This is a genomic window from Pseudomonas sp. DR 5-09 (assembly GCF_001655595.1).
Classification (GTDB): domain Bacteria; phylum Pseudomonadota; class Gammaproteobacteria; order Pseudomonadales; family Pseudomonadaceae; genus Aquipseudomonas; species Aquipseudomonas pharyngis.
Genome location: NZ_CP011566.1, coordinates 1,832,099 through 1,856,490, shown reverse-complemented (window position 1 = coordinate 1,856,490; position 24,392 = coordinate 1,832,099). Strand labels below are relative to the sequence as shown.

At 61.9% G+C, this 24,392-nt stretch carries 26 protein-coding genes, 1 pseudogene and 1 riboswitch; of the genes and pseudogenes, 8 read left to right on the top strand and 19 right to left on the bottom strand.

The annotated features are described in order from the left end of the window. The first annotated feature begins 673 nt into the window (after positions 1–673). The 3 genes from PDR5_RS08415 to PDR5_RS08405 all read left to right on the top strand — a co-directional run bounded on the left by PDR5_RS08415 (position 674) and on the right by PDR5_RS08405 (position 3,075). Positions 674–898, top strand: a complete 225-nt coding sequence (locus tag PDR5_RS08415) for a hypothetical protein (protein WP_007950419.1) — start codon at positions 674–676, stop codon at positions 896–898. 276 nt (positions 899–1,174) lie between these two features. Next, positions 1,175–1,657, top strand: a complete 483-nt coding sequence (locus PDR5_RS08410; protein ID WP_064594536.1) for a hypothetical protein — start codon at positions 1,175–1,177, stop codon at positions 1,655–1,657. 146 nt (positions 1,658–1,803) lie between these two features. After that, on the top strand, positions 1,804–3,075 hold the full coding sequence (locus PDR5_RS08405) for an OmpP1/FadL family transporter (protein ID WP_064594534.1): 1,272 nt from the start codon (positions 1,804–1,806) through the stop codon (positions 3,073–3,075). 81 nt (positions 3,076–3,156) lie between these two features. Here the strand turns inward: PDR5_RS08405 and PDR5_RS08400 are convergent, their stop codons facing one another. The 14 genes and pseudogenes from PDR5_RS08400 to cobO form a co-directional block, all read right to left on the bottom strand. Continuing rightward, on the bottom strand, positions 3,157–3,717 hold the full coding sequence (locus tag PDR5_RS08400; RefSeq protein WP_039769833.1) for a glutathione peroxidase: 561 nt from the start codon (positions 3,715–3,717) through the stop codon (positions 3,157–3,159). 55 nt (positions 3,718–3,772) lie between these two features. After that, positions 3,773–3,895, bottom strand: coding sequence for a hypothetical protein (locus tag PDR5_RS30295; RefSeq protein ID WP_007950415.1), 123 nt, complete (start codon positions 3,893–3,895; stop codon positions 3,773–3,775). Further along, positions 3,892–5,100, bottom strand: a complete 1,209-nt coding sequence (locus PDR5_RS08395) for an MFS transporter (RefSeq protein ID WP_011333148.1) — start codon at positions 5,098–5,100, stop codon at positions 3,892–3,894. The genes PDR5_RS30295 and PDR5_RS08395 overlap by 4 nt, the downstream gene beginning before the upstream one ends. Before the next feature lie 54 nt (positions 5,101–5,154). Next, a complete protein-coding gene (locus PDR5_RS08390; protein WP_007950413.1) occupies positions 5,155–5,559 on the bottom strand; it encodes a MarR family winged helix-turn-helix transcriptional regulator in 405 nt (134 codons plus the stop codon). Positions 5,560–5,602: 43 nt separating this feature from the next. Further along, positions 5,603–6,334 (bottom strand): adenosylcobinamide-GDP ribazoletransferase, encoded by a 732-nt coding sequence (locus PDR5_RS08385; RefSeq protein WP_064594532.1) that lies wholly within the window; start codon positions 6,332–6,334, stop codon positions 5,603–5,605. A 1-nt stretch (position 6,335) separates the two neighbouring features. Continuing rightward, on the bottom strand, positions 6,336–6,911 hold the full coding sequence (gene cobC / locus PDR5_RS08380; RefSeq protein WP_064594530.1) for an alpha-ribazole phosphatase family protein: 576 nt from the start codon (positions 6,909–6,911) through the stop codon (positions 6,336–6,338). Beyond that, the gene (cobT, locus tag PDR5_RS08375) at positions 6,908–7,963 is read right to left on the bottom strand and encodes a nicotinate-nucleotide--dimethylbenzimidazole phosphoribosyltransferase (RefSeq protein ID WP_064594528.1); all 1,056 of its coding nucleotides are present in this window, start codon (positions 7,961–7,963) and stop codon (positions 6,908–6,910) included. The genes cobC and cobT overlap by 4 nt, the downstream gene beginning before the upstream one ends. Beyond that, positions 7,960–8,481, bottom strand: coding sequence for a bifunctional adenosylcobinamide kinase/adenosylcobinamide-phosphate guanylyltransferase (cobU, locus tag PDR5_RS08370; protein WP_064594526.1), 522 nt, complete (start codon positions 8,479–8,481; stop codon positions 7,960–7,962). The genes cobT and cobU overlap by 4 nt, the downstream gene beginning before the upstream one ends. Beyond that, a pseudogene (locus PDR5_RS08365) lies at positions 8,477–9,935 on the bottom strand (cobyric acid synthase); the annotation flags it as partial. The pseudogene PDR5_RS08365 and the gene cobU, both read right to left, overlap by 5 nt. After that, positions 9,932–10,942, bottom strand: a complete 1,011-nt coding sequence (gene cobD, locus PDR5_RS08360; RefSeq protein ID WP_064594522.1) for a threonine-phosphate decarboxylase CobD — start codon at positions 10,940–10,942, stop codon at positions 9,932–9,934. The gene cobD and the pseudogene PDR5_RS08365, both read right to left, overlap by 4 nt. Next, positions 10,935–11,843, bottom strand: coding sequence for an adenosylcobinamide-phosphate synthase CbiB (cbiB, locus tag PDR5_RS08355; protein WP_064594520.1), 909 nt, complete (start codon positions 11,841–11,843; stop codon positions 10,935–10,937). Before cbiB ends, cobD begins: the two co-directional genes overlap by 8 nt. Further along, positions 11,840–12,490, bottom strand: a complete 651-nt coding sequence (gene bluB / locus PDR5_RS08350; protein WP_064594518.1) for a 5,6-dimethylbenzimidazole synthase — start codon at positions 12,488–12,490, stop codon at positions 11,840–11,842. The genes cbiB and bluB overlap by 4 nt, the downstream gene beginning before the upstream one ends. Continuing rightward, complete coding sequence (locus PDR5_RS08345) at positions 12,487–13,782, bottom strand: cobyrinate a,c-diamide synthase (RefSeq protein WP_064594516.1); 1,296 nt, start codon at positions 13,780–13,782, stop codon at positions 12,487–12,489. The genes bluB and PDR5_RS08345 overlap by 4 nt, the downstream gene beginning before the upstream one ends. Next, positions 13,779–14,390 (bottom strand): cob(I)yrinic acid a,c-diamide adenosyltransferase, encoded by a 612-nt coding sequence (cobO, locus tag PDR5_RS08340; RefSeq protein ID WP_064594513.1) that lies wholly within the window; start codon positions 14,388–14,390, stop codon positions 13,779–13,781. Before cobO ends, PDR5_RS08345 begins: the two co-directional genes overlap by 4 nt. A gap of 81 nt (positions 14,391–14,471) precedes the next feature. Further along, positions 14,472–14,697, bottom strand: a riboswitch (cobalamin riboswitch). Between the two features lie 166 nt (positions 14,698–14,863). Here cobO and PDR5_RS08335 point away from each other — a divergent pair. Next, a complete protein-coding gene (locus PDR5_RS08335; protein WP_064594511.1) occupies positions 14,864–15,448 on the top strand; it encodes a hypothetical protein in 585 nt (194 codons plus the stop codon). Positions 15,449–15,513: 65 nt separating this feature from the next. After that, on the top strand, positions 15,514–16,827 hold the full coding sequence (locus PDR5_RS08330; protein WP_064594509.1) for a PQQ-dependent sugar dehydrogenase: 1,314 nt from the start codon (positions 15,514–15,516) through the stop codon (positions 16,825–16,827). Positions 16,828–16,890: 63 nt separating this feature from the next. Here PDR5_RS08330 and PDR5_RS08325 read toward each other — a convergent pair whose 3' ends face one another. The 5 genes from PDR5_RS08325 to PDR5_RS08305 all read right to left on the bottom strand — a co-directional run bounded on the left by PDR5_RS08325 (position 16,891) and on the right by PDR5_RS08305 (position 21,563). Beyond that, complete coding sequence (locus PDR5_RS08325) at positions 16,891–17,427, bottom strand: C40 family peptidase (protein WP_011333136.1); 537 nt, start codon at positions 17,425–17,427, stop codon at positions 16,891–16,893. A 219-nt stretch (positions 17,428–17,646) separates the two neighbouring features. Further along, positions 17,647–18,267, bottom strand: a complete 621-nt coding sequence (locus PDR5_RS08320; protein WP_039769810.1) for a C40 family peptidase — start codon at positions 18,265–18,267, stop codon at positions 17,647–17,649. 214 nt (positions 18,268–18,481) lie between these two features. Beyond that, complete coding sequence (gene hda / locus PDR5_RS08315) at positions 18,482–19,186, bottom strand: DnaA regulatory inactivator Hda (protein ID WP_007950396.1); 705 nt, start codon at positions 19,184–19,186, stop codon at positions 18,482–18,484. A gap of 209 nt (positions 19,187–19,395) precedes the next feature. Beyond that, positions 19,396–20,469 (bottom strand): AI-2E family transporter, encoded by a 1,074-nt coding sequence (locus PDR5_RS08310; RefSeq protein ID WP_064594507.1) that lies wholly within the window; start codon positions 20,467–20,469, stop codon positions 19,396–19,398. 35 nt (positions 20,470–20,504) lie between these two features. Next, a complete protein-coding gene (locus tag PDR5_RS08305) occupies positions 20,505–21,563 on the bottom strand; it encodes a DUF2066 domain-containing protein (protein ID WP_064594505.1) in 1,059 nt (352 codons plus the stop codon). A 375-nt stretch (positions 21,564–21,938) separates the two neighbouring features. On the opposite strand from PDR5_RS08305, the gene purM reads away from it, so the two are divergent. The 3 genes from purM to PDR5_RS08290 are packed head-to-tail and all read left to right on the top strand — an operon-like array spanning position 21,939 to position 24,369. Beyond that, entirely contained in the window at positions 21,939–22,997 is a 1,059-nt protein-coding gene (purM, locus tag PDR5_RS08300) for a phosphoribosylformylglycinamidine cyclo-ligase (RefSeq protein WP_007950393.1), read from the top strand. Next, the gene (purN, locus tag PDR5_RS08295; RefSeq protein WP_064378664.1) at positions 22,997–23,647 is read left to right on the top strand and encodes a phosphoribosylglycinamide formyltransferase; all 651 of its coding nucleotides are present in this window, start codon (positions 22,997–22,999) and stop codon (positions 23,645–23,647) included. The genes purM and purN overlap by 1 nt, the downstream gene beginning before the upstream one ends. An 8-nt stretch (positions 23,648–23,655) precedes the next feature. Continuing rightward, positions 23,656–24,369 carry a DUF3108 domain-containing protein gene (locus PDR5_RS08290; protein ID WP_007950391.1) on the top strand — a complete coding sequence of 238 codons (714 nt, stop codon included), beginning with the start codon at positions 23,656–23,658 and terminating at the stop codon, positions 24,367–24,369. Positions 24,370–24,392: the final 23 nt, after the last annotated feature.

Here is a 24,392-nt window from a genome sequence, read left to right as displayed (position 1 = left end):
AGCGCCGTTACAGTCTGCGCAACTAATGTGCACAAGTACCTGTTACGCGGTTATATCGATGCGCCTTTTCGGGTCGTTTTGGCATTCGTGCTGGGGATAAGCCGCTGCGCAGAGCATCAACATCTTTCCGGTGGTGGCGACCGACGGACGTAAAGTGAGCCAGATCGGGGCAGGCGGGGGAGCCCGGATAGCGGATTCTGATTTTTTTGATCGTCGGATTTGCCTTCTGCGGTTCGTTCCGTTAGTATCCGCGGCGTTAGTACCAAGCTGAAAGTCAATTCCGGTCGAACACACCCCCACGGTCAAGTTTCTCTTACAGAGACCTTCACTGAAAAAAGCGGGATCGACCCCTCGATGGTTTCCAGGTAAATCTTGCGACGACACAGTCTTTGAATCGAATGCAAAGAGTGTTGCGAAGACCACTTACTCTGACCGAACCAACCTGCAAATTGATCAGGATCTTCACCAAGGGCCCAGAACCTCTGCCCTTGATATGTTGCCTGTCCTCCTAAGTACCTACCTGCCAGCCCAAGCGCGCCAACTTTTATAGCGCTCGAACTGGCTGCCTTGTTCCAGTCGGGTTCTTCGTTCGACCAATGGTGGTTGACGTTACTGGAACGTTTTAACGTTGCACGGTTCTTATCCGTGTCATTTGTAGGAACACCTAATAACTATGTCGACTCAAATCCAGACTCAGGATGCCATTCGCACCCTAACCAACGCTTTTGCTCCAATGAACTGCCTGATCATGGCCGCTCGCAAAGGCTGCTTCAGCTTCACCGTGGTCAATGAACACGGGATCGCCCGCCACAGCGAGCGTCTGTACCCCGATCAGTACTCCAGCGCCGAACCGCTGCAGGCCGTGATTGATCGCACCCGTCAGGCACTGATCGCCTGAGAAGCCGAAATGGCTGCAAAAGCAAAAGCCCTGCTGAAATGCGGGGCTTTTTATTGCCCGATGTTTCACTTTTACCTCTTTCCGCTTAAGCACCAACCGGTATAACGGTTATAACGGCGCGCCGGAAATATTTTAAAAACAGTCCTTTACGTCGCGAATATGACACTACACTTCAACTCAAGCGGCGTGTTCCGCTTCCGGCGAGCCTGAGTCGATCCACAGCTGCCAAGCTCCCCCTTCAGGCCTCGCCGCCCAATAACAAGATCCGAGGGATTTATGGGTATCGCTGCCAGCGAACTGTGCCGCTATGTGATTCGTCCTACGCTGATCTACCTGGGACGTCACTGCGCAACCGCCGAATCCCTGCTGCTGGGCATTGCCGCCAGCCAGTCCGCCCTCGGTTCCGCCCTGCATGACCGCCGCGGCCACGGCCTGTACCGGATTGCCGAACATCGCCATCAGGCCCTCTGGGATCATTACCTGGCGCTGGATCCGGAACGCGCCAGCCTGGTTCGCGGCCTCGCCAGCCAGCATGCCTTCCTCAGCGGCCCGCACCTGGAACTGACCGTCAATTTGCGTTATGCCACAGCCATCGCCTGGCTGCTGGTCGAAGAACAAAACACTACCCTCCCCGAGCCGGACGATCTGCTGGGCATGGCGCGTATCTGGCGTCAGACCTTTCAGCCCCAAGGTCGTCTGCGCGACTTCACCTGCGCCTGGCAAACCTGTGTTTCACCGCTGAATCAGGTCGCTTGCTGACCCGCTGTTTTCACAACATCGCCCAACAGGCAGTGATTTTGGTCGGATTGTCCTACAAAACCGCTCTAACTCAAGGCATACGGACTATAGCGCCGGGACGAAAATGTTGGTAATTTTCGCCCCGGTGATCACCAGGAGTTCTAATAATGAAAAAAGTCATGCTCAAAACCACCCTTAGCCTTGCCGTAACCGTGGCATCCACCCAGATCTTCGCAGCTGGCTTTGCCATCAACGAACACAGCATCAGCGGGATGGGGACTGGGTACGCCGGGCGATCTTCTTCTGCCGACGACGCAAGCACCGTTTATGGCAACCCTGCCGGCATGTCGCGCATCACGCGCGAACAAGTCACCGGTGGCGTTGCATTCCTCGACGCAAAAACCGATATCAGCGACGCCAGCTCCAGCCCGAACGGCGGCAGCAACAAAGGCGACATGGTGCCCTTCACCTCCGTACCTATGGGTTACTACGTCAAGCCGATCGACGAGCATTGGGCATTCGGTCTGGGTGTGTACGTACCCTTCGGCCTGATCACCGACTATGAAAACGGCTTCGCCGGCCGTTACTTCGGCAGCAAGTCAGAAGTCAAGATCATCACCTTCCAGCCAACGGTCAGCTACAAGTTCAACGATGTCGTGTCGATCGGTTTCGGCCCGACCATCAACCGTATCGACGGCTCGCTGGAATCCAACCTGTCGATCACTCAGGCAGCGCCGGATGGCAAGGTCAAGATCAAGGGCGACGACACCGCACTGGGCTACAACATCGGCGTGCTGGTACAGGCTACCGACAGCACTCGCCTGGGTCTGACCTACCACTCGAAAGTCGACTACAAGCTCGAAGGCAACACCAAGGTCAACTACGGTGTGCTGGGCGCGATCGGCCTGGGTGCGAACCAGAAGTACGACGCTTCGCTGAAGATCACCACGCCTGAATCCGTGGACCTCTCGGTCACCCAGGCGATCAACGATCGCTGGAACGTCTACGCCGGTACCACCTGGACCCGCTGGAGCCAGCTGGAAAAGATCACCGTCAAGAACTCCGGCGTTCAGCCACTGCTGGCTGGCCAGTTCGGCGAGATCACCGAAGAACAGAACTGGCATGACACCTGGGCTTACGCCATCGGTACGTCCTACCAGTTGAACAAGGAATGGGTACTGCGTACCGGCCTGACGTTCGACCAGTCGCCGACCAACAACGTCGACCGTTCGCCACGCATCCCGACCGGCGACCGGACCATCTTCAGCATCGGTGCCGGCTGGAGCCCGACCGAAGACCTGACCATCGACGTTGCCTACTCGTACCTGAAGGAAGAGAAGGTCAACATCCGCAACGAAAACGATCGTGGCCAGAGCTACAACTCGCAGTATGAAAACTCGGCAAACGGCTTCGGTGTCGGCGCAACCTACCGCTTCTGATGCTGTACGGCGAGGCTAATGCCTCGCCCACTAAAAAGCCCCGCTCTCTTCACAGAGGCGGGGCTTTTTAATGGGCGTCGATCAGGGTTTCAGCGGCTGGGAGGCAATGGCTTTCTCGATGGCCGCCAGAAATTCCGGATCATCCGGTTTGGTCAGGCTGGAGAAATTGGCGATCACCTTGCCCTGGCGGTCGATGACGTATTTGTAGAAATTCCACTTCGGTGCGCTGCTCTGTTTGGCCAGCACCTGGAACAGATGAGTCGCATCGTCACCCCGCACCTTCTGCGGTTCGGTCATGGTGAACGTCACGCCGTAGTTGGCGTAGCAGACCTTGGCGGTCTCGGCGCTGTCCTTGGACTCCTGCTTGAAGTCATTGGAAGGTACGCCGAGCATTTCCAGGCCCTGGGCCTTGTAGCGCTGATTCAGCGCTTCAAGCCCCTCGAACTGCGGCGCAAAACCACAGAAGCTGGCCGTGTTGATCACTACCAGCGGTTTGTCGGCGTAGCGCTGACACAGGTCGATGGATTCCTTGGCCCGCAACTTGGGCAACGAGCCTTGCAACAGATCCGGACAGTCCGCGGCCTGGGCCAGTCCGGTCAACGCCATCAGCAACGCGGGAACAGCACACCAGCGCTTGAGCATGTCGGGCATCCTTGAGCAATCGTCAGGCCTCGACGTTACTCGCCCTCCCGCCGGTCTAGCAAGCACCCATGCCCAACTGCATCAGCGCCAAACCGCCCTGATGCCAGCCCCACCACACCAGCGCCAGCAACGCGGCGCCGAGCGCGGTGACGACGATCTGCGGCCAGAAACGGTTCATGCAGCGCTCGCACGCGGTTGCAGGCGCTCGACCGGGCGCTCGCGCACCGGCCAGTTCAGCGCCGCCGCCAGCAGACTCAGGAGAATCGCCACTTGCCAGATCAAGTCATAACTCCCGGTTCGGTCATACACCACCCCGCCCAGCCAGCCGCCGAGGAACGAACCCAACTGATGGAACAGAAACACGATGCCGCCGAGCATGGACAGGTTTCGCACGCCAAACAAGGTCGCCACCGTACCGTTGGTCAACGGCACCGTCGACAGCCACAGGAACCCCATGGCCATGCCGAACAGATAGGCCGAGGTCGTCGTCACCGGCAGCCACAGAAACAGCACGATCACCACCGCGCGCAGCAGATAGAGCCCGGTCAGCAGACGCGGTTTGGACATCCGCCCACCGAGCCAACCGGCGGTGTAGGTACCGAAGATGTTGAACAGGCCGATCAACGCCAGCACGGTGGTGCCGACGGTGGCCGGCAGATGCTGATCAACCAGATACGCCGGCAAGTGCACGCCGATGAACACCACCTGAAATCCGCAGACGAAAAAGCCGAACGCCAGCAGCCAGAACCCGGAATGCGAGCAGGCCTCGCGCAGGGCTTCGGACAGGGTTTGTTCGTGGCCGAGCACCGGCAGCGGCTTGTCCTTGAGCATGCTCACCAGCGGCACGATCAGCGCCACCAGCAGGCCCAGCACAAGCAATGCCGCCGACCAGCCGAGCCAGCCAATCAGCCCGAGGGTGCCCGGCAGCATCGCGAACTGGCCAAAGGATCCGGCGGCGCTGGCAATGCCCATGCCCATGCTGCGTTTCTCCGGCGGCACGGCGCGGCCGACGACACCGAGAATCACCGAGAACGAGGTCCCGGACAGTCCGATACCGATCAACAGACCGGCGCTCAGGGACAAGCCCAAAGCGGTTTCCGACAGGCCCATGAACACCAGGCCCAAGGCGTAGAGCACACCGCCGATCAGTACCACTTTCGCCGCGCCGAAGCGGTCGGCCAGCGCGCCAGTGAACGGTTGCGCCAGCCCCCAGATCAGGTTCTGCAAGGCGATGGCGAAGGCGAACACCTCGCGCCCCCAGCCGAACTGGGCGCTCATCGGCGACAGAAACAAGCCGAAGCCGTGCCGCACGCCCAATGACAACGCCAGAATCAGCGCACTCCCCAGCAACACCCAACCGCACGTACGCCACATCGAACTCATTATTATTCTCCAGTCGCGGGTATATACCCGCTTAGATTCGGAAAAAACCGGCCCTCAGGCCAGTTCATCCAATAGCCGCAGCAAGGTTTCACGCTTCTCGGCACCCAGTCGGTCGATCAACCGCTGTTGCGCCGCTTCCCAGGCCGGCAAGGCTGCTGCCAGGCGTTGCGCACCGGTTTCGGTGAGCCGGACGATGCGGTTGCGCATGTCTTCGCCCTCGGCCAGCGCCACCAGGCCCTCGCCTTCCAGCACCCGCAGATTGCGCCCGAGGGTGCTGCGATCCAGGCCCATGGCCTCGGCCAGTTCGGAAATGCTCGGCTGATCCAGGCGCTGCAGATTGCACAGCAGAGAATACTGGGCAACGTTGATCCCGAAGCCGTCGAGAGCGCCGTCGTAATGCCTGCTGACGCCACGCGCGGCGCGACGCAGGTTGGTGCACAAACACTGAGATGGAAGCATGATGCGTGTATATACCCGCGACTGTGTTAAATCAAGTTACAGATCAAGATAAGGCCAGCCCGACCAGCACTGACATCTCCAATAGTTCCAGCAACGCTCCCGCCGTATCACCGGTGGTTCCACCCAGTCGTCGCACCATCAAATGCCGCAGACAGATGAACACGACAACCGCCAGCAGCAACGCCACGACAGCGTTGAACCCGGCGATCGCCACACACGCCGCCGCACTCCCTGCCAGCACCTGCCAACCCGCCTTGCGCGGCAGATGATCGGCCAGCGCCTGCCCCAACCCGCCAGCCCGCACATAAGTCGTGGTGAGAAACAGCCCGAGCAACGCCGCTCGGCCGATCAGCGGCACGATGATCAATGCCATGCCCTGCTGTTGTTCGATCAACGCCAGCAACGCGGCAAACTTGAGCAGCAACACCAGCACCAGCGTCACCACCGCGATCGGCCCGCTGCGCGGATCCTTCATGATCGTCAGCGTACGCTCGCGATCACCGAAGCCGCCGAGCCACGCATCGGCGCTGTCCGCAAGGCCATCAAGGTGCAACGCGCCGCTGAGCAGCACCCACACCGTCAGCAACAGCGCCGCATGCAACAGCAACGGCGTGCCGGCCAAGGCAATGTTCAGCGCCCAGAGAATGACACCGAACAACAGTCCCACCAGCGGATAAAACAGCAGCGACCGGCCGAGTTGTTCAGGCGCCGGCATGCCCGGCAGACGAATCGGCAGGCTGCTGAGAAATTGCAGGGCGATCCACAGAGGCAGCATGTCAGAGCACTTCCCTGAGCGAACCGTCGGCCTCGACGATCAGCGAAAACAGCGCGCCGTGGCCGACTTCGACATTGAGCAGTTGTTCACGGGGCAAGCCACGGGCCTGCGCCAGCAACAGACGCATGACGCCACCATGACTGATCAGCAACACCCGCTCACCCGCGTGCGCCGCGTGCAGTCGCATCACCGCCGCCAGCACCCGCGCCGAAAAATCGCTGACCGGCTCACCCTGCGGCGGAGTAAACCCATACGGATCGGCCCAGAACAGCCCCAGCGCTTCAGCATCAGTCTCCATCAACGCCGCCGCGCTCCGCCCTTCCCAGGCACCAAAATGCAGTTCTTGCAGATTCTTCTCCAGAGATACCGGCAGATCCCGCTGCGCGCTCAACTCTTCAGCAAACCGCGCACAACGCTGCAACGGCGAACTGACCAGCCGATCCCACGGCCCCTGCCCGCTCACCGCCTCGCGCATCTGCGCCCAGCCTTTTTCGGTCAACGCATCGTCGAGGCTGCCGCGCAGGCCGCCGCCGAGTTCGGTTTCACCGTGGCGCAGCAGATCCAGACGCAGCGTCATGCCGGGCGGTCCGCCACCGCGGCTTCAGCGAAGGTTGCCATCTGGCCGTGCAGGTCGCAGGCCAGGCGCAACAACGGCACCGCCAGCGCCGCGCCACTGCCCTCGCCCAGACGCAGGCCCAGCTCGAGCAGCGGTTCAGCGCCGAGGGTTTCCAGCACATGACGATGGCCCGGCTCGGCACCGCGATGACCGAACAGCAGCCATTCACGGCAGGCCGGATTCAGGCGCACCGCCACCAGCGCGGCGACCGTACAGATGAACCCATCCACCAGCACCGCCACACCCTCCTGTGCACAGGCCAGATACGCGCCGACCAAAGCCGCAATCTCGAAGCCCCCGAGATTGAACAGCGTCTGCAACGCATCGCCACGTTGCGCCGCATGCAGTGCCAGCGCCCGCTCGATCACCTGCGCCTTGTGGCTGACGCCTTCGGCATTCAGCCCGGTGCCGGGGCCGGTCAGGTGTGCCACCGGGCAGTCGAGCAAAGCACAGGCCAGCGCACTGGCGGCGGTGGTGTTGCCGATGCCCATTTCGCCGCCGATGAACAATTGCGCGCCTGCCGCTTTCGCCCGCAGCACGCTGTCGCGGCCGCCCTGCAAGGCAAGTTCACCCTGGGCCTGAGTCATCGCCGCGCCCTTGGCGAAATTCGCCGTGCCCGGGCCGATGTTCAGGTGACGCACGCCCGTCAGGTTCAACGACGGGGTCACGGTGCCCAGATCCACCACTTCCAATTGCGCACCGAGTTGCCGCGCCAGCACGCTGATCGCCGCACCGCCGCTGACGAAGTTCAGCAGCATCTGCCCGGTGACCTGCTGCGGGAACGCGGAAACCCCTTCGGCGACAACGCCATGGTCGCCGGCAAAAATCGCGATCCAGACTTGATCCAGTGTCGGCTTGATCCGGCCCTGCAATCCGGCCAGCTGCACCGCCACCGATTCGAGCCGCCCGAGGGAGCCGGCAGGTTTGGTCAATTGCTGCTGACGCGCCGTCGCGTTTTCAACGGCGTTCGCGTCCACCGGTTTGCACGGGTTCAGCCACCAGGCTTGGGTCATAACGCAGGTCCTTTCAAAGTCAGGGGCAGGCCGGCGACCGTCAGGACAACTCGCTGACAACGCTCGGCCAGAGCTTGATGCAGCCAACCGGCTTCATCGACGTAGCGGCGAGTCAATTCGCCCAGCGGCACGACACCCATTCCGGTCTCGTTGCTGACAAAAATGATTTCACCCGGCAGCGACGCCAGGCATTCGAGCAAGGCTTCGCGCTCGGCGGCGAGGCGTTCAGCGTCATCGAGCATCAGCAGATTGGTCAGCCACAGCGTCAGGCAATCCACCAGCAGGCAGCGCTCGGGGCCAGCGTTTTCGCGCAACACCCGAGCCAGTTCCAGCGGCTCTTCGATCAACGCCCATTCAGCAGGACGACGGGCGCGATGATGGGCGACGCGCTCATTCATCTCGCCGTCCAGTGGTTGGCTGGTGGCGATGTACGTCACGGCCAGCGCGCTGTCAGTGGCGAGTTCTTCGGCCAGGCGACTTTTGCCGGAGCGGGCGCCGCCGAGGATCAGTTGGAGCATGGGGAGATTCCACAGAGTTCACGTAACAGATCGGTATCCAGATGCTTCTCCACCAGATCCGCCAGCCGTTCGATATCGCGTTCGCGCAAGCCGTGGTAATCCACCTCCTGCACATCGTTCAGGCCGGCCCAGCGCAACAGCGCCGCACTGGCCGCCGGCGATTCGAACAGGCCATGCAGGTAGGTGCCGAAAATCTGACCGTCGAGACTTTGCGCGCCGTCACAGCGGCCGTCGTCCAGATGCACAGCGGCGTTTTCCAGCGCCGATCCGGTCGTCACGCCGGCATGAATTTCATAACCGCTGACCTCGGCATCTTCCAGCGCCAGACGTCCACGCACATTGCGCAACTGCTTTTCGGCCTCGAGCTGCGTTTCAAACGCCAGCAGACCCAGGCCGGCGCTGGAACCCGGCGCGCCTTCCAGGCCCAGCGGATCGTGCACCTGCTCGCCGAGCATTTGCAGACCGCCGCAGATCCCGAGCAATTTGCCGCCGTAACGCAGGTGACGGCGAATGGCGGTTTCCCAGCCATTGGCCCGCAGATACGCCAAATCACTGCGCACGCTTTTCGAGCCCGGAAGAATGATCAGATCGGCCGGCGGAATCGCCTGCCCCGGGCCGATGAATTGCAGATCCACCTGAGGATGCAGACGCAACGGATCGAAATCGGTGTGGTTGCTGATGCGCGGCAGCACCGGCACCACCACTTTCAGGACTTGCTCGGCCTTGTCGGTCTGGCGCTGGTCGATGCCGTCCTCGGCTTCCAGATGCAGATCCATCACGTATGGCAGCACGCCCACCACTGGTTTGCCGGTGCGCTGTTCCAGCCAGTCGAGGCCCGGTTGCAGCAAGGCGATGTCGCCGCGAAAACGGTTGATGATGAAACCTTTGACCCGTGCCTGTTCGCTCGGCGACAGCAGTTCCAGCGTGCCCACCAGATGAGCAAAGACGCCGCCCCGATTGATATCGGCAATCAGCAACACCGGGCAATCCACCGCTTCGGCGAAGCCCATGTTGGCGATGTCGCCGGCGCGCAGATTGATCTCGGCCGGCGAGCCCGCGCCTTCGACCATCACCAGCGGATAGGCGGCACGCAAACGCTCGTGGGAGGCAAGCACGGCCTGCATGGCGATGGCTTTGTAGTCGTGATAGGCGACGGCGTTCATGCTGGTGACCGCACGACCGTGGATGATGACCTGAGCGCCGGTGTCGCTGTTGGGCTTGAGCAGCACCGGGTTCATGTCGGTGTGCGGCTCGAGAAACGCCGCCTGGGCCTGCACCGCTTGCGCGCGGCCGATCTCGCCGCCGTCGGCAGTCACCGCGCTGTTGAGCGCCATGTTCTGCGGCTTGAACGGCACCACGGCAACGCCCTGACGGGTGGCCCAGCGGCAGAGCGCCGTCACCAGCGTGCTTTTGCCGGCGTCGGAGGTGGTGCCCTGCACCATTAAAGTGGTCATGCTGGTTTGTTTTCCATAGAGCGTTGCAGGGCGAATGCTTGCAGGGCTTGCTCAAGGCGCGCCTCGTCGGCGGCATCGGCGGGCAGCCCGAATCGCAGGCTGCTGTTGTGCGCGAACAGGCGCAGGAGAATGCCGCGGCGGGCCATGAATTCGTGCAGCGCGGCGGCCTGTTCGGTGATCAGCCACTGAAACAGTGCGCAGCCGCCCTGCGGTTTGAAACCGGAACGTTCGAGCAGCGCAGCCAATCGTTCGCTGGCCTCGTCGCTGCGGATGCGCTGATGCGTGTGGCCTTCGGTGTCGCGCAGACAGGCCTGGCCGAGCACGCGGGTCGGCCCGCTGACCGCCCACGGCCCGACCTGTTCGGCCAGCAACCGGAGCAACTTGCGCTCGGCCAGCACGAACCCAAGCCGCACACCGGCCAGACCGAAAAACTTGCCGAAAGAGCGCAACACGATCAACCCCACTTGATGCGCATGCGGGGCGAGACTCAGCTGCGGCGTGTTGTCCATGAACGCTTCATCGACCACCAGCCAGCCGCCGCGCTGGGCCAGCCGTGCGTGCCAGTCGAGCAGGCGCGCCGGGGTCAGGTTCAGGCCCGTTGGGTTGTTCGGATTGACCACCACCAGCACGTCGAGGCTGTCGAGAAAGAAATCGACTTCCTGCTCCAGCACCTCACGCACGATATAGCCGCTGCGCCGCCAGGCTTCAGCATGCTCGGCATAACACGGCGACAGCACGCCGACCTTGCCGGCCCGACGCAATCGCGGCAACAACTGAATGGCCATCTGCGAACCGGCCACCGGCAGCACCTGGCTGGTACCGTAGTAATCGCAGGCGGCCTGCTCCAGACCGTCATCGTTTTCCGGCAAGCGTGCCCAGGCCCGCAGCGGAATATCCGGGACCGGAAACGGCCACGGCGCAAGGCCCGTGGACAGGTCGAGCCAGTCTTCTTCCGCGATGCCGTACTCGAGCGCCGCCCTGCGCAACCGGCCACCGTGCTCAAGCATAGAATTCAGCCCCCACGCAGAGAATCAGCAGCCATAACCATACCCCGCGCTGGACCAATTGCCAGCCACGATCAATGGAATCGGCATCCGCCGGCACGCCCTCGCCCAGTTGCGGACGCTCGTGCAGCTCGCCGTGGTAAATCGCCGGGCCACCCAGTTCGACGCCCAAGGCACCCGCGCCGGCGGCCATAACCGGGCCGGCGTTCGGGCTGTCCCATTTCGGCGCCTGGGTGCGCCAGCATTTCAGCGCCAGTCGGGTTTTGCCGAGCAGCGCGTAGGTCAACGCCACCAGCCGCGCAGGAATGTAGTTGAGGACGTCGTCGATTTTTGCCGCCGCCCAGCCGAACCGCTCGAAGCGTTCGTTGCGATAGCCCCACATTGCATCGAGCGTATTGCTCAGGCGGTAGAGCACCACGCCCGGCGCACCGGCCACGGCAAACCAGAACAGCGCCGCGAACACCGCATCGCTACCGTTCTCCAGCACCGATTCAGTAGCAGCGCGGGCGACAGCGGTGCTGTCCAGCTCATCGGTCTGGCGGCTGACCAGATACCCCACACGCTTGCGCGCCTCTTCCAGATCATCGGCACGCAAGGCCTTGGCCACCGGCTCGACGTGCTCACCCAGGCTGCGCATGCCGAGGGCGCAATACAGCGCAAGAATCTCGACGATCCAGCCCACGTAAGGCGCCCAGGAAAACGCCGTGGCCAGCAGGGTCAGCGGCAACACCGCGATCACCCACGCGGTGACGCCATGGCTACGCCAGCCGCGACCGCCGCTGTTGAAACGTTGCTCGATGCGCCCGGCGAAATTGCCGAACGCCACCAGCGGATGCCAGCGTTTCGGTTCACCCAGCAGCGCATCCAGCGCAACCGCGGCGACACTCAACAACGCCACACTCATTGACTCACTCCCCAGAAATTTTCATACAGCAGCTCATTGAGCGGACGCACCTGCGCCCACCCTTCGAGTACCAGCATCGGCGCCGGATAAAATTCCTTGACCGGCCCCAGGCAAAGCACCGCCAGCGGCTTGGCCCCGGCCGGCAGTTTCAGCAAGTCGGCCAGCGCCTGCGGTTCGAACAGCGACACCCAGCCCATGCCCAGGCCTTCGGCACGCGCGGCGAGCCAGAGATTCTGGATTGCGCAGGACAACGACGCCATGTCCATTTCCGGCAGCGTGCGACGACCGAAAATATGCCGCTCGCGATCGTCCATCAACGCGGCGACCAATACTTCGGCGCAATCGTTGATGCCTTCGACCTTGAGCTTCATGAACTCGTCACTGCGTTCGCCGAGGGCTTCGGCGGTGCGTACGCGTTCTTCTTCAACAAGGTTCTGGATCTGATCACGCAAGGCGCGGTCGCTGATACGGATGAAGCGCCACGGCTGCATCAGGCCGACGCTCGGTGCCTGGTGTGCGGCTTCAAGCAATCGTCGCAACACGTCAGGCTCGACCGTACCGCCGCTGAAGTGGCGCATGTCGCGGCGTTCAGCGATGGCGCGGTAGACCGCTTCGCGCTCGGCGTCAGTGAAGGCGTTGTCGCTCATGGCACCAACAGCGCGGCAATCGCCGACGGATTTGACGGGAAATAGAAGTGAACGTACGAGGCGGTCATCCGCCCTTGCCGGTATACCGCTTCCGCGCCGCGCCCGCCGTTGGGGCTGTGGCCACGGGCGATTGGCGTCAGTTCGGTGGTGGTCAGGGAATGGTGATAGGTGTGGCCGCGCAACAGGCCTTCCGGCAGGTCGACCTCTTGCAAGGCCAGCGCAGCGAGGCGCTTTTGCATCACGGCGTCGCCACTCAGCAGGCCGACCAAATCAGCGCGGGTGCCTTCGACATCGGTCAGGGAGTCGAGCAGATAAAGCATGCCGCCACATTCGGCGAGCAGCGGTTTGCCGGCGGCGTGGTGAGCGCGGATCGCTTTGAGCATGTCAGTGTTCTGCGACAAGGCAACGTGGTGCAATTCCGGATAACCGCCGGGCAGGTACAAACTGTCGGCTTCAGGCAATTGCGCATCGCGGATCGGCGAGAAGAAACTCAGCTCCGCCCCCATCGCCCGCAACAGATCGAGACTGGCGCCGTAGGTGAAGGCAAAGGCTTCGTCGCGGGCGACGGCAATTCGCACGCCTTCGAGCAGCTTTTCGGTCTCAACGACTCCAGGCGCGGCGAATTCCACGGCCGGTGGCAGCGCTACCTCACATGTGCCGGCGAGTGCTTCGGCGGCGGCGTCGAGACGTACGTCGAGGTCATTGAGTTCGCTGGCCTGCACCAGACCCAGATGACGGCTTGGCAGTTCGATCCCGGTTTCCCGGGACAACGCGCCGTACCAGCGCAGGCCTTCGGTGAGGCTGCCTTCGAGCAACTGCGCATGGCGCACGGTGCCGACACGATTGGCCAGCACGCCGGCGAACGGCAGATCAGGCTGATAGCGCGCCAGGCCCAAGGCCAGTGCGCCGAACGTTTGGGCCATGGCCGTGCCGTCGATCACGCCGAGCACCGGTACGCCGAAATGCCGCGCCAGGTCGGCGCTCGACGGCGTGCCATCGAACAGGCCCATCACGCCTTCGATCAGGATCAGATCGGCTTCGGCAGCGGCTTCCCACAACAGACGTCGACTTTCCTGCTCGCCGACCATCCACATGTCCAGTTGATAGACCGGCGCACCGCTGGCGCGCTCGAGGATCATCGGGTCGAGAAAGTCCGGGCCGCACTTGAATACGCGGACCTTGCGCCCCTGATTACGATGCAGACGGGCCAGCGCGGCGGTGACGGTGGTCTTGCCCTGGCCGGAAGCCGGCGCGGCGATCAGTACCGCCGGGCAGTGACGTGGTTGATTCAAAGTTCGACGCCTTTCTGCGCTTTGATGCCGGCCTGGAAGGCGTGCTTGATCATGCCCATTTCGGTGACGGTGTCGCCCATCTCGATCATTTCCGGCTTGGCAGCGCGGCCGGTGACGATCACGTGCTGCATCGGCGGACGGGCCTGCAGATCGCTGAGCACCTGATCCAGATCGAGGTAACCGTGCTTGAGGGCGATGTTCAGTTCATCGAGCACCACCAGACCGATCGACGGATCGCGCAGCAGCTCGCGGGAGACTTCCCAGGCCGCTTCGGCGGCGGCGATGTCGCGCTGACGGTCCTGGGTTTCCCAGGTGAAGCCCTCGCCCATCACATGAAAACGCACTTGCTCGGGGAAGCGGCGGAAGAACAGCTCTTCACCGGTGCTGTTGCGGCCCTTGATGAACTGCACCACGCCGCACTGCATGCCGTGGCCCATGGCGCGGGCGAGCATGCCGAATGCCGAGCTGCTTTTGCCTTTGCCGTTGCCGGTCAGCACCAGCACCAGGCCGCATTCGTCTGGCGAATTGGCGATGCGCTCATCGATCACGGCTTTTTTGCGCTGCATGCGCTCCAGGTGGCGCTCGTCGCGCTCGGGGGAATCAGTCATGGGGGAGCTCTCCGTTGAGGCTGGATAACGGCGGGCAGGCACAAGAATAGACGGCAACAAGCCTGGCATCGCCCACCGTGATGCCGCTGGATGGATCAGGCCGGTCTCCGGGCTCATGAGCGGCTGGTGCCTGGCTGCGCGCCTTCCCGCTGTTAAGCAGTGGCATCAGACGCAGCTTTTACTCATTTACCGTTGCGGGGGCAGCGCCGGGATCGTGAGGGTTCTTCGCTCGAAGACCCGCCTCACCGGCTTCCCTGTTTCACTCTGTCGACATGCGCCACAGAGCACCTGAAACAAGCCGCGAAGGTTAGAGGGTTGGGGGTGGAGCGTCAATTGAAGAGGGGCTTGTGCGGCGAATAACTGCCGCCGATCAATTAACGGACGCCAATCTTGTGCCACACTGACATGAGTGATATCAAAGAGCCATGCTCTTTGACTGCAGAGAGCCCATCACAATAACAAGGGAGAACCCCATGCAAGGCATGATCATCAGCAATCCGCGGCTGGAATTCCTGCGCCCGGTGCTGGAACGCTGGTTTGACTGTATCGACCGCTACAACGCCGTGCGCGGCGACAACGACACGCCCTACTGGCACGACGAAAAAGCCAACCTCGGCCTGCTGTCGGCCGCCGCGTGGATGGCTGAACTGGTCACCCTGCGCGACACTGCCACCCGCAAACAGAACGAAGAAGGCGAGCGCAACGCCCGCGCCGATTTGTTTATTGCCGGCACCGAGGATCGCGCCTTCATTCAGGCGACTCAACGCTGGCCGCGCGTCACCAGCCTGAATCTGACCCAGGCCCTGGCGGATATCACCAGCGACGCCAAGCGCATCAGCTACGCCAGCGACCTGAAACTCGGCTGCCTGTTCGTCGCCCCGCAAAAAGCCCAACACAGCGCCAGCCCGGAAGAATTGCAGGACATGGTCGACGACCTGCAAAAGGAACACACCTGCGCCGTCGCCTGGTATTTCCCCTACGCCTACCGCAAATTGCGCAGCGAAGCCGGCAACTATCACCCCGGCATTGCCGTGCTGTTCAAGGAAGCCCGCGGCTGAGGGTTGAACCATCGGGCTTGTGCGCTTCTCTATGTTTAGGAATGCATTCATAGGGAAGATCAGCAATGCGCAAGCCCCAGCTCGTTTTCGTCATCATGATCGCCGGAGGGCTCGCCGCCTGTGGTGAATCCTCCAGCTTGCAAGTTACCGACGGCACCGGTCCGTCACCGAAACTGCCCGAACCGAACAAGACCCTGATCCCGACGGTGAACATCGCCCCGGCCATCGGCTGGCCGGCCGGCGCCAAACCGACGGCAGCGACAGGTACGCAGGTGGCGGCGTTTGCCGAAAATCTCGATCACCCACGCTGGCTCTACGTGCTGCCCAATGGCGATGTGCTGGTGGCGGAAACCAACGCTCCGCCCAAGCCCGAGGACGGCAAGGGCATTCGCGGCTGGGTGATGAAAAAAGTCATGGGCCGCGCCGGTGCTGGCGTCCCCAGCCCGAACCGCATCACCCTGCTGCGCGATGCCGATCATGATGGCGTGGCCGAGACCCGCACGGTGTTCCTGCAGAACCTCAACTCGCCGTTCGGCATGACCTTGGTCGGCAATGATCTGTACGTCGCCGATACCGATCGCCTGCTGCGCTTTAACTACGAGCCCGGCGCGACCGAAATCAACAGCCAGCCGATCAAGGTCGTGGATTTGCCGGGCGGCACGCTCAACCATCACTGGACCAAGAACGTCATCGCCAGCAAAGACGGCAGCAAGCTGTACGTCACCGTCGGCTCGAACAGCAACGTCGGCGAAAACGGTCTCGACCAGGAAGAAGGCCGCGCGGCGATCTGGGAAGTGGATCGCGCCACCGGCAACCACCGGATCTTCGCCTCGGGCATCCGCAACCCCAACGGCCTGGCCTGGGAGCCGCAAAGCGGTGCGCTGTGGACCGCCGTCAACGAACGCGATGAGATTGGCAGCGATCTGGTGCCGGACTACATCACCTCGGTCAAGGATGGTGGTTTCTATGGATGGCCGTTCAGCTACTACGGCCAGCACGTTGATGTGCGCGTGGAACCCCAGCGGCCGGACATGGTGGCCAAGGCCATCGCTCCGGACTACGCCGTCGGCCCGCACACCGCGTCACTGGGCCTGACCTTCGCCGAAGGCAATCGCCTGCCAGCGCAGTTCAAGGAAGGCGTATTCATCGGCCAGCACGGCTCGTGGAACCGCAAGCCGCACAGTGGTTACAAAGTGATCTTCGTACCGTTTGCCGCTGGCAAGCCGAGCGGCACACCGGTTGACGTGCTGACCGGATTTCTCGACAAGGACGAAAACGCGCTGGGTCGCCCGGTCGGCGTGGTAATCGATCAGCAAGGTGGGTTGCTGGTGGCGGATGACGTGGGTAACAAGGTGTGGCGGGTTTCAGCGACCCGTTAGTCTGTTGCAGGCATAAAAAAACCGTGGGAGCCATTCAGCTCCCACGGTTTTTATGTATCTGGATTACGGGTTGTGCGCCAGATGCTCCGGCTGCAGAACGCGCTTGGCGCTCAGATAGGCTTTCTGCCAATAGGCTTTCGACAGGCTGTCCAGCTTCACCGTGCCGCCAGTGGCCGGTGCGTGAACGAAGCGCCCTTCCCCGACGTAAATTCCCGCATGGCTGACCTGTGAGCCGCCATTGGTGGCGAAGAAGATCAGGTCGCCGGTTTGCAGCCCTTCCTTGCCGACATTCGGCGCCTGCATGACGATCATCTCGCGGGTCGAACGCGGCAGGCTGATGCCGGCGGCATCGCGGTAGACGAAACCGATCAGACCGCTGCAATCGAAGCCCGAATCCGGCGTATTGCCACCCCAGCGATAAGGCGTGCCGACCAGCCCTAGCGCGCGGAACAGCACGTCTTCGGCAGCGGGGGAAAAGGCCTGGGAGGATCCGAATACGATCGGAGCGCGAACCACCGGCGCAGGCGGCGGAGTGCGGCTGGCGCAGGCGCTGAGCAGCGCGGCGAAGAACATCAAGGCAAAGCGGGCCGACATCGTCATATGCAGAACATCCTGATCTGGCTGCGGCTTTGACTGCCGATTCGATAGAAAACAAAACCGCCTGCGTTGGGACGCAGGCGGTTTGCCATCAATATAGATCAGGATTCTAGCGGCTACGCGGCAAACTTCAAGTAAGACATTAACTTCACCTTGTAAAGTTTAGGTCTATTGCCTCTGAAGGACCGCTTTGTCGCCACGAGCGTGGCGACAAATGCGTGATTACTTGCGAGCGGTAACCACGGTTGGAGCGTTCGCCAAAGCGCGTTTGGCTTCGATGAAGGTCTTGCTCCAGTAGCTGTCGCCCAGGCTGTCGATGCGAACACCGCCGCTGCGACGAGAGCTGGAATGGATGAACTGGTTGTCGCCCAGGTAGATCCCGGCGTGACTGACACGACCGCGACGACCATTGGTGGCGAAGAACAGCAGGTCGCCCGGCTCAAGGTTGCTGCGCGAAACCAGCGGTGCATCCACGTTGATCATTTCGCGGGTGGAGCGTGGCAGGTTCATGCCGGCCTCTTCGCGGAACAGATAGCCGATGAAACCGCTGCAATCGAAACCGGCTTCAGAGGTACCACCGAAACGGTAACGGGTACCGATCAGGGACATGCCGCGTTCGAGGATGCTGTCGGCCAGAACCGGAAGCTGGTAAGGCTTCTTGCCGTTGAAGTCGGCGAGTTCTTTTTCGGTGTCCAGCTCTTCCTGGTAAATAACGGAGGACTGGGCGGTGGCAGAATTTTTAACCTGTTGTTGCTGCTCTTGATTAACAGGTGAATGAGCAGCGCAACCGAACAACAGGGTGACGAGTGCGAGAGGCACGAGGGGTGCGAAGCGCTTTAGCATGGGCACGACCGTGGCTGATAGTTGTAAAGAAGCCGAGACTATGCCCGCTATCAGCCTCATTTGCAAATTCAATCGATCTTTTTGTGACTTCCCGGTTTCTCGTTAACATCTAAGCGCTTAAGCCTATTTGAATCGAGACGCAGCCTGTGCAACCCACAGGAAAGCGGGTTTTCTGGCGCCTGAAATATGCCGAAACCGGCTGAAAGCCCCGGTTTTACCAGCCCAGGGTTTCTTTCAGGAAGGGAATGGTCAGCTTGCGCTGAGCCTGCAAAGAGGCCTGATCGAGCTGCTCCAGCAGATCGAAAAGCGCGCTCATGCTGCGGGTACCGCGAGTCAAGATAAAATGCCCGACCTCGTCGGTCAGGTGCAGGCCGCGACGGGAAGCACGCAATTGCAGGGCGCGCAATTTGTCTTCGTCGGAGAGAGGACGCATCTGGAAGATCAGCGCCAGGGTCAGGCGCGATTTCAGGTCAGCCAGTTTGATCGGCAATTCACGTGGCGAAGTGGACGCCGCGATCAGCAGACGCCGACCGCTGTCACGCAGACGGTTGAACAGATGAAACATCGCCTCTTCCCAGTCCGCCTTGCCGGCAATCACCTGCAAGTCATCCAGGCAGACCAGTTCGTACTGTTCGAGGTTGTCGAGAATTTCGATGCCGCGATCCATCAACTCGGCCAGCGGCAGGTACACCGCCGGTTCACCCATCTGTTCGAAGCGCAGGCACGCGGCCTGCAACAGATGCGTCCGCCCTACCCCGTGCTTGCCCCACAGATAGATCAGGCTTTCGGTCCAGCCGGCGTCGGCTTCGCATAGACGCTCGACATAGCCGAGTGCAGCGGCATTGGCGCCTGGGTAGTAGTTGATGAAGGTGGCGTCGTCACGCAGACGCACACCTAGGGGCAGCTGAATCGGTTTCATGCTGACTGAACAGTTCCCAAGGAACCGTTAGTGGCCTCTGTGTAAAGTGAGCGAAGTTTATACCCGTGAAGCGGAGCGCACAATGCGACAGACCCCAAGCAAAATCAAAGGTTTGCGTTAACGTGCTGGTTTTATGACAGTTTCTTTGGCGCCATGGCCTGCAGGAGACGGGCCAACCCGGCAATCCACCGGGCAGCCCGCGCATCACATTACAACTCCGGCTCATCCACCCCGCTATAGATGTCGGAATCCTTGTACAGATCGTGGACGTGTCGCACCAGCACCATGATCACCGCCGCCACCGGCAATGCCAGCAGCACACCAGTGAAGCCGAACAGCTCGCCACCGGCCAGAATCGCGAAAATCACCGCCACCGGGTGCAGACCGATCCGATCCCCCACCAGCAAAGGCGTCAGTACCATGCCTTCCAGTGCCTGACCAACCATGAACACCGCCACGATCCCGATCATCGGATAAAGATCGCCACCGAACTGGAACAACCCGGCAATCAGCGCCGCGCCGATGCCGATCACAAATCCCATGTACGGCACAATCGCCGCCAGCCCCGCGATCAGACCGATCAACAGGCCCAGCTCCAGCCCGACAATCATCAGACCGGCCGCATAGATCACGCCCAGCGCCAGCATCACCAGCAACTGCCCGCGCACGAACGCGCCCAGCACTTCATGACACTCACCCGCCAGCGCCACCACACGCTCTTCGCGATCACGGGGCAACAGGCCACGGATCTTGGCCATCATCACGTCCCAGTCACGCAACAGGTAAAAGCTCACCACCGGGATCAGCACCAGATTCGCCAGCCAGCCGATCAGTGCCAGGCTCGAGGCCGTCGCCTGACTCAGCACCACACCGACGATATCCGTGGTCTGGCCCATGTGTTCGCTGATCGCGGCTTTGACCTTGTCGAACTTCCAGAAGCCGTCAGACAGCCCCAGCTTCGATTGCGCCCATGGCACGGCAGTGTGCTGCAACCAGTCGAGCATTTGCGGCGCCAGTTCATACAGCCGTACTAATTGCTTGGCGAGCATCGGCACCAGCACCAGCAACAACGCGGTGACGATCAGGGTGAACAAGGCGAACACCGTGATCACACCCCAGGTGCGGGACAACCCCAGGCGCTCAAGACGATCGACGAGCGGATCGAACAGATAGGCGAGCAGCAGCGCCACCAGAAACGGCGTGAGGATCGGATGCAGCAACCAGACAAACGCGCAAAGCAGGAGCACCCCACCGAGCCAGAACCAACGCCGCGTATCGGCCATGTAACACTCCATTGCTTATATATAAGAAAGAAAACCTACCAGCGGAACCGCAAGGACGGCGCTGCGGGTGTCGGCGTCGGCGCAACGACTGGTGGCGCCCCGGCGACCGCAGGTTGCGGCGCAGCCACTGGAGCCGGCGCCTCGGCCGGCAGTTCCTGCAACTTCGCCAGCGACAATTGCGCTCGCAATTGATCGGCACTGCCGTTGACCCGATACAGGATGCGATCGGCATCGACACTCTGCAGACGCACGCCGAACGGTTCGAGTAACCGCAGCAGCGCCGCGTAGTGCTCCAGATTCATGCCCTGCACTTCCAGGGTCTGCTGGCCGGACGCGCCCGGCTTGGCCACAAAGCGTGGCGCCAGCCGTTCAGTCACCGCCAGCATCACCGCATCGGCCACGGCGGCCTGATCCGCGCCCTGCACGTTGCCCGCCTCTTTTTTGTCGCCCAGCCACAATTGCCATTTGGCCTGCCATTGCCCACTGTCTTCGCGGGCATGCACGGCGAGCAAGGCGTCAGCGTTGTAGCGCTCGGAAGCGTTACGCAGCGGCGCCGGGTCGGCACCTTCAAGCGCAGGCGCGGTTGCGACCAATTGCTCGCTCAAGTCCGCCAAAGGCAGGCGCAACGGCAATCCACGGTGCTGGGCGGCGCGGCGCAACGGTGCGGCACTGGCCTGACCGTCGCCCACCAGGCTCGAACCCTCGGTTGAATCATTCAGCCACCAGCTCAGGATCGAGGGCCGATTGGCACCCCACAGCGCCAGCCCGGCGCGGCGCAACGCCTGCTCGGTGGTTCCCGGGTCGAAATCGACTTTCAGCACTTCCGGCGGCCCGGCATCGAAACCGAACTGACTGATGATCTGCTGCGGATCCTTGCGAACCGGCGCCAGTCCCGGGTTCTGCGGGGCTTTCGGGTCGCCGGTCAGGCGCAGCACCAGCGTATCCAGCGCAGCCTGGGTCGCGCGATCGCGCTCCTCTGGCGACTGGCCAGTGACCGGTTCGCGCACCTGATAAAGACCTTTGAGATTTTCCGCCTGGCTCGCCAGGCTGATCAGAGACAAGCCACCCACTAACAACCATTTACAAAAACGCATGGAGAATTCCCGTCGACAAGAGCGGCTGGAACAGGCCGCGTGTACCGTTGTGGCAAGCCTGTGACCACAGGCCGTCGCAAAACATTCACACGCGGTCGGTAAGTTTTTGCACAGTCCTAACGATAGACGGTTCCTTATACAGGCACCCGTGATGTCGCCCACAGCGTCAATTGCAAAATTTTTCCACCGATATGCCCCTGCCCGTCGGCGTGAGGATGGCCGCTGCCCCTCAAGCCTGATAAAATCGCGCGCCTTCGCAGACCGGCAACAGCCGGGCACTCCGAACTTCGCGTGAGGCAATCGCCCCTGTCGGATTCGGCGCTCCCGCTGAACTCGGTCGTTACCCCTGAATCCCCTCCCCTAAAGGCCTGGATCATGAGCAAGCAACCCTCCCTGAGCTACAAGGACGCCGGTGTAGACATCGACGCCGGTGAAGCATTGGTCGAACGCATCAAGAGCGTCGCCAAGCGCACTGCGCGCCCGGAAGTCATGGGCGGCCTGGGCGGTTTCGGCGCCCTCTGCGAGATCCCGGCCGGTTACAAGCAGCCGGTACTGGTTTCAGGTACTGACGGCGTCGGCACCAAGCTGCGTCTGGCGCTGAACCTGAACAAGCACGACAGCATCGGCCAGGATCTGGTCGCCATGTGCGTCAACGATCTGGTGGTGTGCGGCGCCGAGCCGCTGTTCTTCCTCGACTACTACGCCACCGGCAAGCTGAACGTCGACGTAGCTGCCACCGTGGTTACCGGTATCGGTGCAGGCTGCGAACTGGCTGGCTGCTCGCTGGTCGGCGGCGAAACCGCTGAAATGCCTGGCATGTACGAAGGCGAAGACTACGACCTGGCCGGTTTCTGCGTCGGCGTCGTGGAAAAAGCCGAAATCATCGACGGCTCGAAAGTCGCCACCGGTGACGCCCTGATCGCCCTGCCATCGTCCGGCCCGCACTCCAACGGCTACTCGCTGATCCGCAAGATCATCGAAGTGTCCGGTGCCGACATCGAAACCGTGCAGCTCGACGGCAAGCCGCTGACCGAACTGCTGATGGCCCCGACCCGCATCTACGTGAAGCCGCTGCTCAAGCTGATCAAGGACACCGGCGCGGTAAAGGCCATGGCCCACATCACCGGTGGTGGCCTGCTGGACAACATCCCGCGCGTTCTGCCAAAAGGCGCTCAAGCCGTGGTTGACGTGGCCAGCTGGAACCGCCCGGCCGTCTTCGACTGGCTGCAAGAGAAAGGCAACGTCGACGAAACCGAAATGCACCGCGTGCTGAACTGCGGCGTGGGCATGGTGATCTGCGTGGCTCAGGAGCACGTTGAAGTTGCCCTGAACACCCTGCGTGACGCCGGCGAGCAGCCTTGGGTCATCGGTCAGATCGCTGTCGCTGCCGAAGGCGCGGCTCAGGTCGAACTGAAGAACCTCAAGGCTCACTGATGTCCCAGACCTGTGATGTCGTGGTGCTGTTGTCCGGCACCGGCAGTAACTTGCAGGCCCTGATCGACAGCACGCGGACCGGCGACAGCCCGGTCCGCATCGCTGCGGTGATTTCCAACCGCGCCGACGCCTACGGCTTGCAACGCGCCAGTGACGCGGGTATCGCCACCCGCTCGCTGGATCACAAGGGATTCGAGGGCCGCGAGGCCTTCGATACCGCGCTGATCGAACTGATCGACGAATTCAACCCCAAACTCGTGGTACTGGCCGGCTTCATGCGCATTCTCAGCGCTGACTTCGTCCGTCACTACCAGGGTCGCCTGCTCAACATCCACCCGTCGCTGCTACCCAAATACAAAGGGTTACACACTCATCAGCGCGCGCTGGAGGCCGGCGACGCCGAACACGGCTGCTCCGTGCACTTCGTCACCGAGGAACTCGATGGCGGACCACTGGTCGTACAGGCAGTAATCCCGGTAGAGTTGCACGATTCGCCGCAAAGTCTGGCGCAGCGGGTTCATGCTCAGGAACACCTGATCTACCCGATGGCCGTACGCTGGTTCGCCGAAGGACGGCTGAGCCTCGGCGAGCAAGGTGCTTTACTGGATGGCCAGCCACTGCCGGCCAGCGGTCACTTGATTCGAAACTAGGAGATATTATGCGTCGCGCCCTGCTCTTCGCTTGCGCTCTGCTCGCCCTGCCCTTCGCGCAGGCGGCAGACCTTCAACCGTTCTCCGCCAGCTACACCGCCGACTGGAAACAGCTGCCCATGAGCGGCACCGCCGAGCGCAGCCTGACCAAACAGGCCAACGGCGTCTGGAAGCTCAGCTTCAAAGCCTCGATGATGATTGCCAGCCTGTCCGAGGAAAGCACCCTGACCCTGGACAAGGACACCCTGCTGCCACAGTCCTACCACTTCGAACGCGGTGGTCTGGGCAAGGCGAAAAAGGCTGACCTGGACTTCGACTGGGCCAACAAGCTGGTGACCGGCACCGACCGCGGCGACGCGGTGAAAATCCCGCTCAACCGTGGCATGGTCGACAAATCCACCTATCAACTGGCGCTGCAGCATGACGTGGCCGCCGGCAAGAAAAGCATGAGCTATCAGGTAGTCGATGATGGCGAAGTCGATACCTACGACTTCCGCGTGCTGGGTTCGGAGAAGGTAGAAACCAAGGCCGGTCAGATCGATGCGATCAAGGTCGAGCGTGTCCGCGATCCGACACAAAGCAAGCGCATCACCGTCCTGTGGTTCGCCAAGGACTGGGATTACCTGCTGGTTCGCCTGCAACAGGTCGAAACCGACGGCAAGGAGTACAACATCATGCTCCTCGACGGTACGGTCAACGGCAAGACAGTCAAAGGCAGCTGATTCAACAAAAAGCCCCGCAAACG

Excerpts from the sequence above, each read along its gene's own strand:
- PDR5_RS08415 (WP_007950419.1), top strand. The coding sequence starts at position 674 with ATGTCGACTCAAATCCAGACTCAGGATGCCATTCGCACCCTAACCAAC.
- PDR5_RS08410 (WP_064594536.1), top strand. The coding sequence starts at position 1,175 with ATGGGTATCGCTGCCAGCGAACTGTGCCGCTATGTGATTCGTCCTACG.
- PDR5_RS08405 (WP_064594534.1), top strand. The coding sequence starts at position 1,804 with ATGAAAAAAGTCATGCTCAAAACCACCCTTAGCCTTGCCGTAACCGTG.
- PDR5_RS08400 (WP_039769833.1), bottom strand. The coding sequence starts at position 3,717 with ATGCTCAAGCGCTGGTGTGCTGTTCCCGCGTTGCTGATGGCGTTGACC.
- PDR5_RS30295 (WP_007950415.1), bottom strand. The coding sequence starts at position 3,895 with ATGAACCGTTTCTGGCCGCAGATCGTCGTCACCGCGCTCGGCGCCGCG.
- PDR5_RS08395 (WP_011333148.1), bottom strand. The coding sequence starts at position 5,100 with ATGAGTTCGATGTGGCGTACGTGCGGTTGGGTGTTGCTGGGGAGTGCG.
- PDR5_RS08390 (WP_007950413.1), bottom strand. The coding sequence starts at position 5,559 with ATGCTTCCATCTCAGTGTTTGTGCACCAACCTGCGTCGCGCCGCGCGT.
- PDR5_RS08385 (WP_064594532.1), bottom strand. The coding sequence starts at position 6,334 with ATGCTGCCTCTGTGGATCGCCCTGCAATTTCTCAGCAGCCTGCCGATT.
- cobC (WP_064594530.1), bottom strand. The coding sequence starts at position 6,911 with ATGACGCTGCGTCTGGATCTGCTGCGCCACGGTGAAACCGAACTCGGC.
- cobT (WP_064594528.1), bottom strand. The coding sequence starts at position 7,963 with ATGACCCAAGCCTGGTGGCTGAACCCGTGCAAACCGGTGGACGCGAAC.
- cobU (WP_064594526.1), bottom strand. The coding sequence starts at position 8,481 with ATGCTCCAACTGATCCTCGGCGGCGCCCGCTCCGGCAAAAGTCGCCTG.
- cobD (WP_064594522.1), bottom strand. The coding sequence starts at position 10,942 with ATGCTTGAGCACGGTGGCCGGTTGCGCAGGGCGGCGCTCGAGTACGGC.
- cbiB (WP_064594520.1), bottom strand. The coding sequence starts at position 11,843 with ATGAGTGTGGCGTTGTTGAGTGTCGCCGCGGTTGCGCTGGATGCGCTG.
- bluB (WP_064594518.1), bottom strand. The coding sequence starts at position 12,490 with ATGAGCGACAACGCCTTCACTGACGCCGAGCGCGAAGCGGTCTACCGC.
- cobO (WP_064594513.1), bottom strand. The coding sequence starts at position 14,390 with ATGACTGATTCCCCCGAGCGCGACGAGCGCCACCTGGAGCGCATGCAG.
- PDR5_RS08335 (WP_064594511.1), top strand. The coding sequence starts at position 14,864 with ATGCAAGGCATGATCATCAGCAATCCGCGGCTGGAATTCCTGCGCCCG.
- PDR5_RS08330 (WP_064594509.1), top strand. The coding sequence starts at position 15,514 with ATGCGCAAGCCCCAGCTCGTTTTCGTCATCATGATCGCCGGAGGGCTC.
- PDR5_RS08325 (WP_011333136.1), bottom strand. The coding sequence starts at position 17,427 with ATGACGATGTCGGCCCGCTTTGCCTTGATGTTCTTCGCCGCGCTGCTC.
- PDR5_RS08320 (WP_039769810.1), bottom strand. The coding sequence starts at position 18,267 with ATGCTAAAGCGCTTCGCACCCCTCGTGCCTCTCGCACTCGTCACCCTG.
- hda (WP_007950396.1), bottom strand. The coding sequence starts at position 19,186 with ATGAAACCGATTCAGCTGCCCCTAGGTGTGCGTCTGCGTGACGACGCC.
- PDR5_RS08310 (WP_064594507.1), bottom strand. The coding sequence starts at position 20,469 with ATGGCCGATACGCGGCGTTGGTTCTGGCTCGGTGGGGTGCTCCTGCTT.
- PDR5_RS08305 (WP_064594505.1), bottom strand. The coding sequence starts at position 21,563 with ATGCGTTTTTGTAAATGGTTGTTAGTGGGTGGCTTGTCTCTGATCAGC.
- purM (WP_007950393.1), top strand. The coding sequence starts at position 21,939 with ATGAGCAAGCAACCCTCCCTGAGCTACAAGGACGCCGGTGTAGACATC.
- purN (WP_064378664.1), top strand. The coding sequence starts at position 22,997 with ATGTCCCAGACCTGTGATGTCGTGGTGCTGTTGTCCGGCACCGGCAGT.
- PDR5_RS08290 (WP_007950391.1), top strand. The coding sequence starts at position 23,656 with ATGCGTCGCGCCCTGCTCTTCGCTTGCGCTCTGCTCGCCCTGCCCTTC.